Below are 18,263 nucleotides of genomic sequence, written 5' to 3' on the forward strand. Positions count from 1 at the left end.
CTGTATGACTCAGACTTCCCACGCACCCGGACCAGACGGCCCGATCTCGGACCGCCTCATCAAATTTGGCAAGTTCTTCTCCAAATGGGACGAATCAGAAGATAGTCGTACCGTCTACCGTAAAGGTGGACGAAAAGGCGATGTTTTCTACCGCGACCGTTGGAGCTACGACAAGGTTGTTCGCTCAACCCACGGCGTTAACTGCACCGGTTCCTGCTCCTGGCAGGTATTCGTCAAAGACGGTGTGATTACCTGGGAAGCTCAGGCAACCGACTATCCCACAGTTGGCCCTGACCGCCCCGAATATGAGCCTCGCGGTTGCCCCCGCGGCGCTGCATTCTCGTGGTACACCTACTCACCAACCCGCGTGAAGTACCCCTACATTCGTGGTCCCCTGCTGGAGATGTACCGCGAAGCTAAAGCGCGTTTGGGCGACCCCGTCGATGCGTGGGAATCCATCGTGACCGACCCCGAAAAGCGTCGTCGCTACACCAGCGCACGAGGCAAGGGCGGTCTGGTTCGCGCTACCTGGACCGAAGCTCTTGAAATCGTAGCTGCCTCACAAATTCACACCATCCGCACCTACGGCCCCGACCGCAACATCGGCTTCTCACCGATTCCTGCAAAGTCCATGGCATCACACGCATCCGGCGCTCGCTACATTGAGCTCATCGGCGGCGTCATGACATCTTTCTACGACTGGTACGCTGACCTTCCCGTAGCATCACCGCAGGTATTTGGTGACCAGACGGACGTTCGTGAGTCAGGCGACTGGTGGGACGCAACCTACCTCATGATGTGGGGCTCGAACATCCCCGTTACCCGTACCCCCGATGCGCACTGGATGGCAGAGGTTCGCTACCGCGGAACCAAGGTCGTCACCGTGTCACCGGACTACGCTGATAACACCAAGTTTGCCGATGAGTGGCTTCCCGCTCAGCCCGGTACCGACGCTGCACTTGCAATGGCGATGGGTCACGTCATTCTTAAGGAAAATTTTGTCGATCAGCGCGTTGAATTCTTTGAAGACTACGTCACCACCTACACCGACTTCCCCTTCTTGGTTCGCCTTGAAACCCGCGAAGACGGTGTAAAGGTACCTCACAAGTTTGTGAAGGCATCCGACCTTTCCATTGGTGAGGGCCAGGCAGATGCAGACTTCAAGACCGCTTTGATTAACCGCGATAACGGCGAAGTCTTCATTCCCAACGGCACCATGGGCCACCGCTACAACGAGCAGGACATGGGCAAGTGGAATCTTGACCTCAACGGCATCAAGCCCGCTCTGTCGATCAACGACGTTCCCGGTGGCGCTACCGGCGTAGCCGAAATCAAGATGCCTGCCTTCGATACCCCGAACGGTGATGGTTACGTTGTTTCACGCGGCGTTCCCACTATCAACGTCGAAGGTATGGAAGTCACCACTGTCTTCGATTTGATGCTGGCGCAGTACAGTGTTGGTCGCCCGGGCTTGCCCGGTGACTGGGCAAAGGGTCTAGACGATGTTGAAGCTCAGTACACCCCTGCATGGCAGGAAGAAATCACCTCGGTTCCGGCAGAAGCTGTCATTCGCGTAGCTCGCGAATTCGCGAAGAACTCCATCGACTCTAAGGGTCGTTCTATGGTGATTCTCGGTGCTGGTGTTTGCCAGTGGTATCACGGTGACGCTACCTACCGCGCGATTCTCGCTCTGCTCATGATGTGTGGCTGCGAAGGCCGCAACGGTGGTGGCTGGGCCCACTACGTTGGTCAGGAAAAGGCTCGCCCCATTACTGGTTGGGCTAACATGGCGAACGCACTTGACTGGATTCGTCCTCCGCGCACCCAGGCAGGTACCTCTTTCTGGTTCATGCACACTGACCAGTGGCGCAAGGACGGTTACTCCTCGGATTCCGTTCAGTCACCGCTTGCGAAGGGTGAGCTGAAGGGCGTACACACTGCAGACATTGTTGCTCGAAGCGCACGCATGGGCTGGATGCCGTTCTACCCGCAGTTCCCCGAGAACTCGCTGGATTTGGCGGACAAGGCGGCAGCTGCCGTCGATGCCGGTGCCGCTGAAAATCCCGCGTCGTACGTTGCAGACCGCCTGAACTCAGGCGATCTTGAATTCTCCGTTGAAGACGTCGACAACCCCGTCAACTGGCCGCGCACACTCATGCTGTGGCGCAATAACCTTCTGGGCTCATCGGCTAAGGGCGAAGAGTACTTCCTCAAGCACCTGCTCGGCACCCACAACAATGTGCTGGGCAACGGTGACTCCGACGTACACCCGCGCGAAGTCAAGTGGACCGAAACCGCACCCGAAGGCAAGCTGGACCTGCTGGTCACCGCGGACTTCCGCATGACCTCATCAACCTTGTCATCAGACATCGTCTTCCCGACCGCAACCTGGTACGAGAAGTACGATATCTCGTCAACCGATATGCACCCCTATATCCACGCCTTTACCCCGGCAATTGATCCTCCCTGGGAAGCTAAGACCGACTACCAGACCTTTAAGGAACTGGCATACGTCTTCTCCAAGCTAGCTGCCAAGCATTTGGGTACTCGCCAAGATATGGTCTCGGTGCCGCTCCAGCATGATACCCCCGGTCAGATTGCTCAACCAGGCGGTCACGCCCCGGACTGGAAGAACCAGGGTATTAAGGGTGTACCTGGCAAGAACATGCCAAACTTCACTGTGGTTGAGCGTGATTACCCCGCCTTGTACGACATGTACACTTCAGTCGGTCCGCTCATGTCTAAGCTTGGTACCACCACCAAGGCAGTGACCGTGGATGTGAACCCGCAGCTCAAGAAACTTGCTGAAGAGCACGGCGTCATGAATTCCGGTAAAGGCCAGGGCCTGCCCGCGATGGACACCGTCGAAAAACTTTGTGACACCATCCTTGCTCTTTCGGGCACCTCTAACGGGCCCGTAGCTATTGAAGGCTTCAAGCAGCTTGAAAAGCGCGTCGGCAAGAAGTTCGTGCACCTGGCAGAAGGCAATGAAGAAAAGCGCATCACCTTCCGTGATACGCAGGATCGACCCTGCCCCGTCTTCACCTCACCCGAGTGGTCAGGTTCAGAAACCGGCGGTCGCCGCTACGCACCGTTCACTCTGAACATCGAGCAGCTCAAGCCCTTCCACACCCTCACCGGTCGTATGCACTTCTTCTTGGATCACGACTGGATGAGCGAAATGGGCGAGCAGATGCCGACCTACCGTCCGCCGCTGGATATGCACCAGCTCTTTGGTGCCCCTGTTCTGGGGGAGCAGACCGACGAGGTCACTATCGCGGTTCGCTACATGACCCCGCACAACAAGTGGTCCATCCACTCCTCATACCATGACAACCTGTACATGCTGGCACTATCTCGCGGTGGTTCGCACGCATGGATCTCACCCCAGGACGCAGAACGCATCGGAGTCAAGGACAACGACTGGATTGAGTGCATCAACGACAACGGTGTCTTTGTAGGACGCGCGGTCGTTTCGCACCGTCTGCCGCAGGGCGTCGTCTATGTGCACCACGCACAGGAACGCCTGGTTGACATTCCTAAGTCCGAAACCACGGGTAAGCGCGGCGGTATTCACAACTCCGTCACCCGCATCCTGGTTAAGCCCACCCACCTTATTGGTGGTTACGCCCATTTGGCATACGCCTTCAACTACTTGGGCCCCACCGGTAATCAGCGAGATATCGTTTCAGTTATTCGCCGTCGTAAGCAGGAGGTAACCTACTAATGCGAGTTATGGCTCAAGTTTCTATGATCATGGCACTGGATAAGTGCCTTGGTTGCCACACCTGTTCAGTCACCTGTAAGCAGGCGTGGACCAACCGTACCGGTACCGAGTACGTGTGGTTCAACAATGTTGAGACCCGTCCCGGTCTTGGCTACCCCAAGCGCTACGAGGACCAGGAGCGCTGGAAGGGTGGCTGGGAGCTAAATAAACGTGGTCGCCTGGAGCTCAAGGGCGGTAACCGCTTCAAGAAGCTCTTCACCATTTTCGCGTCCCCGGTTCAGCCCGAAATGAGCGACTACTACGAACCGTGGACTTACGAATACGAGAACCTGACCAACGCTCCTTTGGGCGATGACTTTCCGGTTGCAAAGCCTAAGTCTTTGATTACCGGTGAAGACACCGCTATCGACTGGTCGGCAAACTGGGACGATGATTTGGGCGGTACCTACGCTACCGGTCACCAAGATCCCATTGTTGAGAAGATTCGCACAGAGTCAGAAGAGAAGATCAAGTTCGAATTCGAAAAGACCTTCATGTTCTACTTGCCGCGCATCTGCGAGCACTGCCTGAACCCCTCTTGCATGGCGTCCTGCCCCTCAGGTGCTATCTACAAGCGTGAAGAAGACGGCATCGTGCTCGTCGACCAGGATCGTTGCCGCGGTTGGCGCCAGTGCATCACCGGCTGCCCCTACAAGAAGATTTACTTCAACCACAAGAGCGGCAAAGCAGAGAAGTGCACCTTCTGCTACCCCCGTATCGAACACGGTATTCCTACCGTATGTGCTGAAACCTGTGTTGGTCGTATGCGCTACATCGGTATCTTCTTGTACGACGCTGACAAGGTTACCGAAGCAGCGTCCGTACCCGATGAGAAGGACCTCTACCAGTCACAGCTCGATTTGATGCTTGACCCCTTTGATCCGACAGTTATTGCCGAGGCGAAGAAGAGCGGTATTCCTTCATCATGGATTGATGCGGCTCAGAAGTCACCTGTCTACAAGCTGGCGAAGGTCTGGAAGATTGCGCTTCCGTTGCACCCCGAGTACCGCACCATGCCCATGGTTTGGTACGTACCGCCGCTGTCACCGATTATCGATCTACTCAAGGAACAGGGTCACGACGGTGAGTCCAAGGATAACCTCTTCGGCGCCATCGACTCCCTGCGTATTCCCGTGGAGTACCTGGCTGAGCTCTTCACTGCCGGCGATACCGGCATCATCGTTGACGTTCTCAAGAAGCTTGCTGCGATGCGTTCGTACATGCGTGATATCACCTTGGGCAATGTGGGTGATGAGTCCATTGCTAACGCTGTGGGCATGACCGGAGAAGAAATGTACGAGATGTACCGCCTCATGGCAATCTCAAAGTACTCCGAGCGTTACGTGATTCCTTCGGCTCACATGGAAGAAGCACACAACCTCGAAGAAATCGGTTGCTCGCTGGATGGCGACGGCGGCCCCGGCATGCTGTACGACGATGCCTTTACCGGCATGGGCGACCGTCCCGTACCCGTTTCAGCGGGATCCTACGCAAACACCGCGCGCGCTGACGGCAAGGTCGACATCTTCATGTGGGACGGCAACAGCCGCCCCGACGCGATGTTCCCTAACACCAGCGGCTCAAAGAAGGCGTAGCGTTCGTGGCTGGTTTTTTCTCAAAACTATTGGGCAAAGCGGACTCAGCTTCAGCTGGGTCCGCAGCACCCGCGTCCACTGATCCTTTCGACGCTGACCACGGTGAGGCAAGCGATGCCGAGCGCGTGCTCTATCAAAGCGCATCAGTGCTCATGCGCTATCCCAGCGAAGAGATCCGATCATTTATTCCCGAGTTTCTAGAGTTAGCCCGCGAGGTTAACCATGATGCTCTGGTCAATGCTATCGAGGACGTTCAGCGCTGGTACGATTCCGCTCCGCTTGAGGATATCGCGGGGCAGTACGTGCAGGAATATGACCTATCCCGCCGTCATTCTTTCCATATGTCGTACTGGACCGAAGGCGATACCCGTCGTCGCGGTGAAGCTCTAACTCGCTTCAAAAAGATGTACCGAGATTCGGGCATGGTTACCGACTTGCACGGTGAGTTGCCCGATTACCTGCCGCTGGTTCTAGAATTCACCGCCCTGGTCGATTCCCGTGCTGGCCGCGCAGCTCTTCAGGCATACCGTCCCTCGCTTGAGCTTTTGCGTTTTGCGTTGCGCGATGATTCTTTAGCGTTCTACGGGCTGGTGCAGTGCATCTGCGATTCGTTACCGGGAGAATCACCGCAGTCTTCTGCCGAGATTCAGAAGATGGCGCGTCCTAACCCACCCAGCGAGACCGTGGGGCTTGAACCAACGGACCCCAGGCTATTGCCTCTTCTTCAACCTTCAACACCACCTACATCTGCCAGGAGCTAACCGATGAACTTCCTCGACCACTTACTGTGGGGGATTTTGCCGTACATCTCCATCGTTCTTTTGATCGGTGGCACGATTTGGCGCTATAAGTACGATCAGTTCGGCTGGACCACTCGCTCATCTCAGGTTTATGAGTCCAAGATTTTGCGCATCGCATCCCCGCTGTTTCACTACGGTCTAGTGGGTGTGCTGGGCGGTCATATTATCGGTTTGGTTATTCCGTGGAGCTGGACTGACGCCGTTGGAATTTCCAACGAGATGTATCACTTGTTCGCGATTATCGCCGGTCTGCCGTTTGGTATTGCCGTGATTGTTGGTCTTGCGGTGATGATTTTCCGCCGTCGAACCAACGCAACGGTGTTCCGCGCGACCACTACTAACGATAAGATCATGTACATCTTCTTGATGGGCGCAATTGTTCTTGGTGTGGCTTCCACCGTCATTAGCGCTTTCCAGGGACATCACGGCCACAATTACCGCGGCGATATCTCACCGTGGTTCCGTTCGCTGTTTACCTTCCAGCCTGATGTGGGCTTGATGAGCAACGTACCGATGGAGTTCAAAGCACACATCGTTGTAGCTTTCTTGCTCTTTGCATTGTGGCCTTTTACCCGCTTGGTACACGCTTTCACCGCGCCGTTCCACTACCTCTTCCGTCCTTACATTGTGTACCGTTCACGCGGTAATGAAGGACGCGGCGCGCGAGCACCTCGTCGCGGCTGGGAACCGATGGCTACCGCTGCCAAGCTTTCTGATAAGAGCGCTGAAGAGCAGCGTCGCGGTCTGCATCTGCACCGCATGAAGAAATAATTCTTATCTAATTGACACACTCACACCCGTAGTAGAGGAAAAATGAGTACTACAACCATGGAGCGAGACCCGCAGCTTAAGGGTCAGCTCAAAAACGTCATTATGGCTACGCTTGCCTCGACGATTGGCTTCTGGGGTTGGACCATGATTGGTCCGTTGGCTAAGTCTTACTACAAAGAGGCTTTCCACCTTACTCCCGGTCAGCTTTCTGCCCTGATTGCTATGCCTGTGATTGTCGGTGCTGTGGCTCGTATTCCTGTGGGTGCGCTGACCGATAAGTTCGGCGGACGCATCATGTTCACCTGCTTGCTGGTTCTGACTTCTATCATGGTGCTGATTACCGCTTTGATCGGTCAGACTGGTAATTACCCCTTGCTTTTGGTGTCTGCTTTCTTCTTGGGCATTGGCGGTTCTATCTTTGCTGTGGGTATTCCTTTCTCGGCGTCGTGGTATGAGCCTCACCGTAAGGGTTTGGCGACCGGTATTTTCGGCATGGGTATGATCGGTACCGCTGTTGCAGCTTTCTGCAACCCTCGCATGGTTAAGGCTTTTGGTTATTTTGAAACTCACCTGATTATCGCTGCTATCGCGCTGGTTTACGCTGTGATTGTGTGGTTCTTTTTGAAGGACTCACCGAAGACTCGCGGTAAGAAGGCTGAGCCGATTATGCCGAAGATCAAGCACGCTATGAAGGATATTGCTACCTGGGAACTGTGCTTTATCTACGGTGTTATCTTTGGTGCGTTTGTGGCGTTCTCAAACTACATTCCGACTTACATGAGTAACGTCTACAACTTTGATCCTGTTCAGGCTGGTACCTTTGCGGCTTTGTTCGCTACCTGCGCTGTGGTTGCTCGTCCATTTGGTGGTGTAGCTGCTGACAAGCTTGGCCCTCGTCCTGTTACTTTGATTATGTTCGCGGCGGTTGTTGTGCTTTCACTGCTGATTGCTCAGCAGTTCGCATCACCTGCTGTTTACTACGCTTTGTTCATCATCATGGCGGTCTTTATCGGTTTCGGTACCGGTACCGTGTTTGGTTGGGTTGGACGCGCTGCTAAGCCAGAAGATACCGGTACTGTTGGCGGTCTTGTTTCTGCAGCAGGTGGTCTCGGTGGATACTTCCCTCCGCTGGTTATGGGTGCTGTCTACGGCGCTAATGGCCACTATTTCTGGGCGCAGGTTGCTCTGGCAATCACCGCCGGCGTGGCGTTGCTGATTTCCTTGGTCATCAAAAACGGCAACAAGCCTAAGGCTCGCTAACTCTCAAACTAGCGTCCTGGTTAATACCCCCCCCTTAAAAGCACCATCTGAGGCATCTGCTCTCAGGTGGTGCTTTTGTGTTATGTGTGGCACACTTAGTAGTGATTTTGCTGTCTACTGCTATGCGGGAGAGACCGTCGACCGGTGAGGGCCGGGACGCGGCGCCGAAGGAGCAAACCCTCCCCGGGAAACTCTCAGGCAAAGGTACCGCTAGCTCAGGCAACTCTGGAGAGGGGCGTAACACCTCCACCGAAGGGGCAAGCGTTCGTATAGGTTTTGCGTGGAAACCTTTAAACGTGAAAACTCTCAGGTCTACGACAGAGCGGGGAGGGCACTTAAAACACTAGAGCGAGCCATCGCGGTGTCGCTTTTTACCAGGAGTTTTCATGTCCTTCACCGACCGTCATCTTGGCCCCAACGAAAATGAGACTGCGCAGATGCTCTCAGATTTGGGTTATGAGTCTCTCGATAAGCTGATTGATGCAGTAGTTCCCTCTCAGATCCGACTTGATGCCGATTTGAACCTGCCCGAGGCGTTGAGCGAGCACGAGGCTCAGGCAAAGCTTGCAGAGTATGCAGCTCAGAACGACGTGTACGCGCAGATGATTGGTGCGGGTTATTACGATGCTGTTACCCCGCCTGTATTGCGCTGCAACATTCTTGAGAATCCCGGCTGGTACACCTCGTACACTCCTTACCAGCCTGAGATTTCGCAGGGTCGTCTTGAGGCTCTGTTGAACTTCCAGAACACTGTGATGGAACTGACCGGCCTGGATATCGCTAACGCGTCTTTGTTGGATGAATCCACCGCAGTTGCTGAGGCCGTTGTGATGATGCACCGCGCAAATAAGAAGGTGAAGAATGGCTTCTTTGCTATTGATTCACGTGTGCTTCCGCAGACTCTTTCTGTCGTCAAGGGGCGTGCCGATGCGTTGGGCATTGATTTTGTGATTACTGACTTCTCCGACGGTTTGCCTGAGGGCGATTTGTACGGTGTTGTGTTCGCGTACCCCGCTCACGACGGTGAAGTTCGTGATGTCGCTCAGCTGGTGAAGGACGCTCACGAGCGTAATGCGCTGGTGGCAATTAATGCTGACCTGCTGGCGCTTACCTTGCTGAAGTCTCCCGGCGAGCTTGGCGCTGATATTGCTGTGGGTAACACTCAGCGCTTTGGTCTGCCGTTCTTCTTCGGCGGCCCGCATGCAGCGTACCTTGCTATTCACAAGGGTATGGAGCGTAACCTTCCCGGCCGTCTGGTGGGTGTTTCACAGGACGCTGCGGGTAAGCCCGCGTATCGTCTGGCATTGCAGACTCGTGAGCAGCATATTCGTCGTGAGAAGGCGACCTCAAATATCTGTACTGCTCAGGCGCTTCTTGCAATTGTCGCTGGTGCGTACGCTGTGTACCACGGCCCTGCCGGTCTGCGTGCTATTGCTGAGCGTCTGCACACTAATGCTTCACGCGTCGCTGCTGGCCTTTCAGAAGCAGGCTTGAAGGTCGTTCACGATAGCTTCTTTGACACTGTTGCTCTCGAAGCTAAAGGACGCGCCGATGAACTGGTTGCTCAAGCGCTTGAGGCCGGCGTCAATATCCGCCGTATCAATGCTGACCGCGTTTCAATTTCTGTGGGCGAGTCTCACGGTGAAGAACTTTTGGCACGTCTTGTGAAGGCTCTGGGCGGAACCCTGCCGGAATCAGCAGAAGGGTATGAGCTGGTAGCTGAGCTTTTGCGTACTGACGAGTACATGCAGCACCCGGTCTTCCACCTCTACCAGTCAGAAACCGCTATGATGCGTTACCTGCGTCGTTTGTCTGACAAGGATCTCGCGCTTGATCGCACTATGATTCCTCTGGGCTCATGCACCATGAAGCTCAACTCAGCTGCTGAGATGGAACCCATTTCTTGGCCTGAGTTCGCGGCTATTCACCCGCTGGTTCCTGAGAATCAGGCAAAGGGCTGGAAGCTTCTCATCGATGAACTTTCAGGTTGGCTCACCGAAATTACCGGCTACGACGCAATTTCACTGCAGCCTAACTCTGGCGCATCGGGTGAGTACGCTGGTCTTCGCGCTATCCGCGCATACCACGAAGATAATGGCGATACGCAGCGCGATATCGTTTTGATTCCGCAGTCGGCACACGGTACTAACGCTGCCTCAGCTGCACTTGCCGGTCTTAAGGTTGCTTCTGTTGCTACCGCGTCCGACGGCTCTGTTGACGTTGACGATCTCAAGGCAAAGATTGAGAAGTACAGCGACACCATTGCGGGCATTATGATCACCTACCCGTCAACGCACGGTGTGTTTGAAGAGCAGGTCAAGGACGTTTGCCAGTTGGTCCATGATGCTGGCGGTCAGGTTTACGTTGACGGTGCGAACCTCAACGCTCAGATGGGTCTGGCTCAGCCCGGTCAGTTCGGCGGCGATGTTTCACACCTCAACCTTCATAAGACTTTCTCTATTCCTCACGGTGGTGGTGGCCCCGGCGTTGGTCCTGTTGCTGTGGGTGCTCACCTTGAGAAGTACCTACCCGGTAACGGTTACCTCGCCGATGCAGAAGGCAATATCGAGGGCGCACCTCTGCCGATTTCTCAGGCTATGTTCGGTTCAGCCGGTGTACTGCCGATTTCGTGGATGTACATCGCAATGACCGGTGCAAAGGGTCTGCGCGCATCCAGTGAGTACGCAATTTTGAACGCTAACTACATTGTTAAGAAGCTTTCAGACAAGTACCCGGTTCTTTACACCTCAACTGAAACCGGCCTTGTTGCCCACGAGTGCATCTTGGATTTGCGTGAGCTGACTGCGGCGTCCAAGGTCACGGCTGAGGATGTCTGTAAGCGATTGATGGATTACGGATTCCACGCACCTACCCTTGCGTTCCCTGTTCCCGGCACCCTGATGGTTGAGCCTACCGAGTCTGAGAACTTGGAGGAGCTGGATCGCTTTATTGAGGCTATGGAAAGCATCCACGCTGAGATTCAGGAAATCATCGATGGCAAGGTCAGCGTTGAAGACTCTGTCATTCGTCATGCACCCCACACTCTTGAAGACGTCACCTCAGATACCTGGGACCGTGCCTACACCCGTAGCCAGGCAGCTTACCCTGTTGCTTCGCTGCATCAGGCTAAGTACTTCACGTCTGTAGGACGCATCGATGGCGTGGGCGGCGATCGCAACTTTGTGTGTGATTGCCCTCCGATGGACGCATTCGACATCGAGTACAAGTAAGAAGTTCGCGCCCGAGACATAGCTTCGTAGCCCCTGCGTTTTACGAGCAACGGGCTCTGGCACGGACACTAGCAAGCGCGGCGGGGCTGTCTTTTATCAACGGCGTCTTGCCGCGCTCTGCGTTCTCTTTTTCATTTTCTTAAAGGGTGCAACGAAGCATCGTCAACAGAAGGTTTTTATATTATGACTCCTCAGAAAACAGCTCTTTACGATGCCCACGATAAGTTGGGCGCATCATTTACCGATTTCGGTGGATGGGATATGCCGCTGAAGTACAAGAACGATGTTGCTGAGCACCACGCCGTGCGTCAGTCTGCTGGCGTTTTTGATCTCTCGCACATGGGTGAGTTCCGTGTGAAAGGTGCAGATGCAGGCGCATTTTTGGACTACGCGCTGGTCTCAAATATGTCGATTTTGAAGGTCGGTAAGGCTAAGTATTCGATTTTGGTTAATGAAGAGGGCGGCGTCATCGACGACCTCATTACTTACCGTCTTGCTGATGATGAATTCATGGTTGTACCGAATGCGGCAAACGTTGAGGTCGATTTCAAGACGATGAGCGAGCGCGTCGGTGATTTTGATGTTGAGTTCACCAATGAGTCTGAAGAGACTTCTTTGGTTGCTGTTCAGGGTCCTCTTTCAGAGAAGATTGTTCTGGCAATGGGTGTCAGCGATGAAGACGCTGTGCGCGAGCTCGGTTACTACGCTTCTGTGCCTGTCACTATTGCCGGAGTCGAAAATTTGTTGGCTCGTACCGGTTACACCGGCGAAGACGGTTTTGAAATCTATGTGAAGAACGTGGATGCACAGACTATTTGGGATGCCGCTCTTGAAGCTGGCAAGGATGAGGGCGTTGAGCCTGCAGGTTTGGCTGCCCGCGATTCTTTGCGTCTAGAAGCCGGCATGCCGTTATACGGTCACGAGCTTGGTCTGGACATTACTCCTTTTGAAGCTGGGTTGGGTCGACTGGTTGAAATTGCTCTGACCAAGAAAAAGGCTGATTTTGTAGGACGCGAGGCGTTGGCAAAGATGGCTGAGTCTGCACCCGCGCGCTCGCTGGTTGGTTTGAAGGCGCAGGCTAAGCGTCCTGCTCGTGCCGGATCAACACTGGTTGATGGTGAGAAGACGATTGGCGAGATCACCTCCGGCATTCCTTCGCCCACACTGGGGTACCCCGTTGCCATGGCTTTGGTAGAAACCGATTATGCAACTGTTGGTAACACCATTAATGTTGATATTCGCGGCAAGCAGGCTCCCTTCGATGTAGTTGAGCTTCCTTTTTATAAGCGCGAAAAATAGAATAATAGGGGTGCTTATTAAAAAATGAATAAGCACCCCTCATTCTGAGGCATCATAGACAGTAGGTGCGCTTGTGTGCACCGCAAAGAAGAAGGCGAATATTCTTGGACATTAGTTCCGAACTTAAGCAGGCAGAGGCGCTGGAATACGACATCAGCGTTTTTGATCTTTTCAGCATTGGTATTGGTCCTTCCTCATCCCACACCGTTGGACCGATGCGTGCAACCAACCGTTTTGTTGCAGAGCTTATTGACGAAGGCGTCTTTGAGTCTGTAGATCGTGTACACATTGACTTGTATGGTTCTTTGGCGGCCACCGGCGCCGGCCACGGCACTATGAGCGCAGCACTCAAGGGTCTGTGCGGTTTTGTTCCCGAGACCATTAGCATCGCTGATGCTGATCTCATGATGGAACGTAACCAGGTTGATGGCACTTTGCCGCTGGCCGGTTTTAGTTCCGCAACCTATGAGAAGGGCGCTCCGTCTCGTGATCAGGGTCTGGTTGAAGGCCCCGTAGTGAACTATAAAGAGTCAGACATGACTCTGCGTCCGCTTACTATCTTGCCGCGTCATACAAACGGTATTAAGGTGGCGGCTTTTGCGGGGGAGAAGGTGCTCCTTGAGCGTACCTACTTCTCGATCGGTGGCGGCTTCATTATTGAAGAAAATGAAGAGGCAGCGTCCGGTGGCGGGCTTGACCACGCTCCTTACCCCTTCGGTTCGGCTGAAGAAATGGTTGACATGGCTAACTCAAATGGCCTTACCATCGCTCAGCTCAAGATGGAAAACGAGAAATCTGAGCGTTCAGAGCAAGAGGTGCGAGAAGGTATCTTGGCTATTCGCCAGGTCATGCGTGAGTGCATTGGCTCATCGCTCTCTCGCGTCGGTTACTTGCCTGGTAACCTCAAGGTTCGTTGCCGCGCCGGTCAGTGGCATCGTGATTTGATGGAAGAAGACAGCGGTAAGTCCATGGAAATGGCAACCGATTGGGTTAACCTGATCGCTCTTGCTGTCAATGAAGAAAACGCCTTTGGCGGACGTGTCGTAACCGCGCCTACCAACGGTGCTGCGGGCATTATCCCGGCTGTTCTGCATTATGCGTTGAACTACGTTCCCTCGGTTCGTAGCCACGGTCAGAAAGCACAGGATGACGCAATCGTTGACTTCTTCCTGGCGGCTTCGGCTGTTGGAGCGCTGTATAAGAAGCGCGCGTCCATTTCTGGTGCTGAAGTGGGATGCCAGGGCGAGGTTGGTACCGCGTCCTCCATGGCGGCAGCAGGTTTGGCTCAGGTGATGGGTGGAACCGTGGAGCAGGTGGAAAACGCTGCTGAAATCGCGATGGAACACAACCTTGGTCTGACTTGTGACCCGGTGGGTGGTCTGGTTCAGATTCCGTGTATCGAGCGAAACGCTATGGCTGCTACCAAGGCAATCAACGCTGTCCGTATTGCCTTGCGTGGAGATGGTCAGCATCGCGTCTCTCTCGATCAGGTCATCGAAACTATGCGTCAGACCGGTGAAGACATGTCTAACCGCTATAAAGAAACCTCTATGGGCGGTCTGGCTGTCAACGTCGTGGAGTGCTAATTTATTCATGAAAAACTAAACACAAAGCCTACGCGTTTCAAAACTGCGTAGGCTTTGTGTTTTTAGAAGATAATTGTGCCGATTTAGCATCTGAAAGTTGCAAAATCTTACCCGAGAAGGTATAGACAATTTTTCTGTGTTGCTGTAATGTAAATACTTACGCTTTCCCTAACCTTCTGTGCCTTCATATAGCGGTGGGCATGTTGAATACAGAGTAAAGACGTCACACGATTTCTTGAACAGTCAACCTGCAAACAGCTAAAGCTCAACCAGCGGTAATCCCCTCATAGGGTTATCACTAGCGGGGTTATTGACTTTCAAGAATTCCACGTAACGACCTTTCCTCTGGCGGGATACAGCGTCGCAAATCTAACAGGTCTGTGGAAGGATCCAATCTTGGTCGCCTCGAGCACCTCTAATAACCAAACCGCTAGCGGCGGTGCACCCAGCCGCATTTCATTTGCAAAAATTTCCGAACCCCTTCAGGTTCCCAATCTGCTCTCACTGCAGACTGACAGCTTCGACCGCCTTGTAGGCAACGAACGCTGGGAAGCTCGCGTAGAAGCAGCAAAGGAAACCGGCGACAACTCAGTTGCTCAGATTTCAGGTCTTGCTGAAATCTTCGAAGAAATCTCCCCGATCGAAGACTTCCAGGGCACCATGTCCCTGTCATTCTCCGATCCTGAATTCGCTGACCCCAAGTACACCATGGAAGAGTCAAAGGATCGCGACGCGACCTACTCGGCTCCGCTGTACGTCAAGGCCGAATTCATGAACAACAACACCGGCGAAATCAAGCAGCAGACCGTGTTCATGGGCGACTTCCCGCTCATGACCGAGTCAGGTACCTTCGTCATTAACGGTACCGAGCGCGTCGTTGTTTCACAGCTGGTACGTTCACCCGGTGCTTACTTTGAAAAGTCAGCCGATCGTACCTCAGATAAGGACATCTACAGCGCGAAGATTATCCCTTCACGCGGTGCATGGTTCGAACTTGAAATCGATAAGCGCGATCAGGTTGGCGTTCGCCTTGACCGTAAGCGTAAGCAGTCAGTGACTGTTTTGCTGAAGGCACTTGGCTGGACCGAAGCTAAGATTCTGAGCGAATTCGGTGAGTTCGACTCCATCCGTGCAACCCTCGAAAAGGACTCTGTTGAGACCCGCGAAGAGGCTCTGCTCGATATCTACCGTAAGTTGCGTCCGGGCGAGCCCCCGACGGTGGATGCTGCTCAGGCTCTGCTCGATAACATGTACTTCACCCCCAAGCGTTACGACCTCGCGAAGGTTGGCCGCTACAAGGTGAACCGCAAGCTCGGTATCGACACTCCTTTGAACGATCCCAGCGCAATGGTTCTCACCCAGGACGACATCGCAGCGATGATTCGTTACCTGGTAACCCTGCACGCTGGTGGCTCATCCATCAAGGGCATCCGCGATGGCGAAGAGACCGACATCCGCGTTGATATCGACGATATCGACCACTTCGGTAACCGTCGCATCCGCGCTGTTGGTGAATTGATTGAAAACCAGATTCGCACCGGTTTGTCCCGCATGGAGCGCGTTGTACGCGAGCGTATGACCACCCAGGACGCCGAGGCAATCACTCCTCAGTCACTGATCAACATCCGCCCGGTTGTTGCATCCATCAAGGAGTTCTTCGGTACCTCACAGCTGTCACAGTTCATGGACCAGAACAACCCGCTGGCAGGTCTGACCCACAAGCGTCGTTTGTCAGCGCTTGGCCCCGGTGGTCTATCACGTGACCGGGCAGGCATGGAAGTTCGAGACGTTCACCCGTCTCACTACGGTCGTATGTGCCCCATTGAAACCCCTGAAGGCCCGAACATTGGTCTGATTGGTTCATTGGCTACCTACGGTCGCATCAACCCCTTCGGCTTCATCGAAACCCCTTACCGCATCGTTCGCGACGGTCAGGTCACCAACGAGGTTAAGTACCTCACCGCTGATGACGAAAAGGGCGCTATTATTGCGCAGGCAAACGCACCTTTGGACGATGATTTCCGCTTTAGCGAAGATCAGGTTCTGTGCCGTGCAGGCGATGGTTCTGGCGAAGCTGTTCTGGTTGAGAACGCAGAGGTTCAGTACATGGACGTCTCACCTCGCCAGATGGTGTCTGTAGCAACCGCGTTGATTCCTTACCTGGAACACGACGACGCTAACCGAGCACTGATGGGTGCTAACATGCAGCGTCAGGCTGTGCCGTTGCTTCAGTCAGAAGCTCCGCTTGTTGGTACCGGCATGGAGAAGTACGCAGCACTGGATTCAGGCGACTCTGTTCTTGCTAAGAAGGCAGGCGTTGTCTCCGAGGTTTCAGCTGACCTCGTTGTAGTTCGCAACGACGACGGCACCACTTCTTCATACCCGATTATGAAGTTCTCACGCTCCAACCCCGGTAACTGCTACAACAACCGTGTTGTTGTACGCGAAGGTGACCGCGTTGAAGCTCGTGGCCTCATTGCAGATGGCCCTTCAACCGACAACGGTGAGCTTGCACTCGGTAAGAACCTGCTCGTGGCATACATGTCATGGGAAGGCTTCAACTTCGAGGACGGCATCATCCTGTCCCAGCGCATGGTTTCAGACGACGTTCTGACTTCAATCCACATTGAAGAGCACGAGATTGACGCTCGCGATACCAAGCTGGGTGCAGAAGAAATCACCCGCGACATCCCCAACGTATCCGAGGACGTTCTGTCAGCGCTTGATGAGCGCGGCATCATCCACATCGGTGCTGAGGTTGAAGCAGGCGATATCCTCGTCGGTAAGGTAACCCCCAAGGGTGAAACTGAATTGACTCCTGAGGAGCGTTTGCTCCGCGCAATCTTCGGTGAGAAGTCACGCGAAGTTCGAGATACTTCTTTGAAGGTTCCTCACGGTGAGTCAGGTACCGTTATCGGCGTTCGTATTTTCGACCGCGACGACGATGACGAAGATTTGCCCGCAGGCGTGAACCAGCTCGTACGCGTGTACGTAGCTCAGAAGCGTAAGATTACCGACGGCGACAAGCTTGCAGGCCGCCACGGTAACAAGGGTGTTATCTCAAAGATTCTTCCCATCGAAGATATGCCCTTCATGGAAGACGGTACTCCCGTTGACATCATCCTGAACCCCATGGGTGTTCCCGGCCGTATGAACATCGGTCAGGTTCTTGAGGTTCACACCGGTTGGTTGGCTAAGCAGGGCTGGAAGATTGAAGGCAACCCCGCATGGCTCGACCGCATGCCGAACTTCCCCAAGGAATCAGGCCCCACCACCGTTGCAACCCCCGTGTTCGACGGTGCGTACGAAGACGAGCTGTTCGACCTGCTCGATCACACCAACCCCAACCGCGACGGTGAGCGTTTGATCAACCGTACCGGTAAGGCACGTTTGATTGACGGTCGCTCAGGTGAGCCTTTCCCCGAGCCGATTTCTGTGGGTTACCAGTACATCTTGAAGCTGCACCACTTGGTGGACGACAAGATTCACGCACGCTCAACCGGTCCTTACTCAATGATTACCCAGCAGCCCCTGGGTGGTAAGGCTCAGTTCGGCGGTCAGCGCTTTGGTGAGATGGAAGTTTGGGCGCTCGAAGCATACGGCGCCGCTTACACCCTGCAGGAAATCCTGACGATTAAGTCTGACGATGTTCACGGTCGCGTGAAGGTCTACGAGGCAATCGTTAAGGGCGAGAACATCCCCGAGCCGGGCGTCCCCGAGTCCTTCAAGGTTCTCATCAAGGAAATGCAGTCACTGTGCCTGAACGTTGAAGTTCTTTCAACCGACGGCCAGACCATTGAAATGCGCGATGTTGAGGATGAAGGCTACCGATCAGCGGATGCACTGGGCATCGACCTGTCACACGCAGAGCCGAACTCAGTAGAAGAGGTCTAAACCTTCTCGGTTTAGCACCCGCATCCTAAAAATTAGAAGTCTTCAAAACTTACGGAAAAGAG

At 54.1% G+C, this 18,263-nt stretch carries 9 protein-coding genes and 2 riboswitches; all 9 genes read left to right on the forward strand.

What is annotated here, in order from left to right; translation table 11 throughout:
* Positions 1-4: 4 nt before the first annotated feature.
* Complete coding sequence (locus tag IDM49_RS03150) at positions 5-3,727, forward strand: nitrate reductase subunit alpha (protein ID WP_190725001.1); 3,723 nt, start codon at positions 5-7, stop codon at positions 3,725-3,727.
* The gene (gene narH / locus IDM49_RS03155; protein WP_168614554.1) at positions 3,727-5,361 is read left to right on the forward strand and encodes a nitrate reductase subunit beta; all 1,635 of its coding nucleotides are present in this window, start codon (positions 3,727-3,729) and stop codon (positions 5,359-5,361) included. The genes IDM49_RS03150 and narH overlap by 1 nt, the downstream gene beginning before the upstream one ends.
* 5 nt (positions 5,362-5,366) lie before the next feature.
* Positions 5,367-6,122 (forward strand): nitrate reductase molybdenum cofactor assembly chaperone, encoded by a 756-nt coding sequence (gene narJ / locus IDM49_RS03160; RefSeq protein WP_168614555.1) that lies wholly within the window; start codon positions 5,367-5,369, stop codon positions 6,120-6,122.
* 3 nt (positions 6,123-6,125) lie between these two features.
* Positions 6,126-6,932: a respiratory nitrate reductase subunit gamma gene (gene narI, locus IDM49_RS03165; protein WP_190725002.1), complete on the forward strand. Its 807-nt coding sequence runs from the start codon at positions 6,126-6,128 to the stop codon at positions 6,930-6,932.
* A gap of 42 nt (positions 6,933-6,974) precedes the next feature.
* The gene (locus tag IDM49_RS03170; protein WP_190725003.1) at positions 6,975-8,192 is read left to right on the forward strand and encodes an MFS transporter; all 1,218 of its coding nucleotides are present in this window, start codon (positions 6,975-6,977) and stop codon (positions 8,190-8,192) included.
* A gap of 114 nt (positions 8,193-8,306) precedes the next feature.
* Positions 8,307-8,412, forward strand: a riboswitch (glycine riboswitch).
* Positions 8,413-8,523, forward strand: a riboswitch (glycine riboswitch).
* Positions 8,524-8,578: 55 nt separating this feature from the next.
* Positions 8,579-11,422, forward strand: a complete 2,844-nt coding sequence (gene gcvP / locus IDM49_RS03175; protein ID WP_190725004.1) for an aminomethyl-transferring glycine dehydrogenase — start codon at positions 8,579-8,581, stop codon at positions 11,420-11,422.
* 183 nt (positions 11,423-11,605) lie between these two features.
* Positions 11,606-12,721: a glycine cleavage system aminomethyltransferase GcvT gene (gcvT, locus tag IDM49_RS03180; RefSeq protein WP_190725005.1), complete on the forward strand. Its 1,116-nt coding sequence runs from the start codon at positions 11,606-11,608 to the stop codon at positions 12,719-12,721.
* A 104-nt stretch (positions 12,722-12,825) separates the two neighbouring features.
* Positions 12,826-14,307 carry an L-serine ammonia-lyase gene (locus tag IDM49_RS03185; RefSeq protein WP_228008169.1) on the forward strand — a complete coding sequence of 494 codons (1,482 nt, stop codon included), beginning with the start codon at positions 12,826-12,828 and terminating at the stop codon, positions 14,305-14,307.
* 396 nt (positions 14,308-14,703) lie between these two features.
* Positions 14,704-18,201, forward strand: coding sequence for a DNA-directed RNA polymerase subunit beta (rpoB, locus tag IDM49_RS03190; protein ID WP_190725006.1), 3,498 nt, complete (start codon positions 14,704-14,706; stop codon positions 18,199-18,201).
* The last annotated feature ends 62 nt before the right edge of the window (positions 18,202-18,263 follow it).

The sequence above is a fragment of the Rothia terrae genome (assembly GCF_014705925.2).
GTDB classification, from domain to species: domain Bacteria; phylum Actinomycetota; class Actinomycetes; order Actinomycetales; family Micrococcaceae; genus Rothia; species Rothia terrae.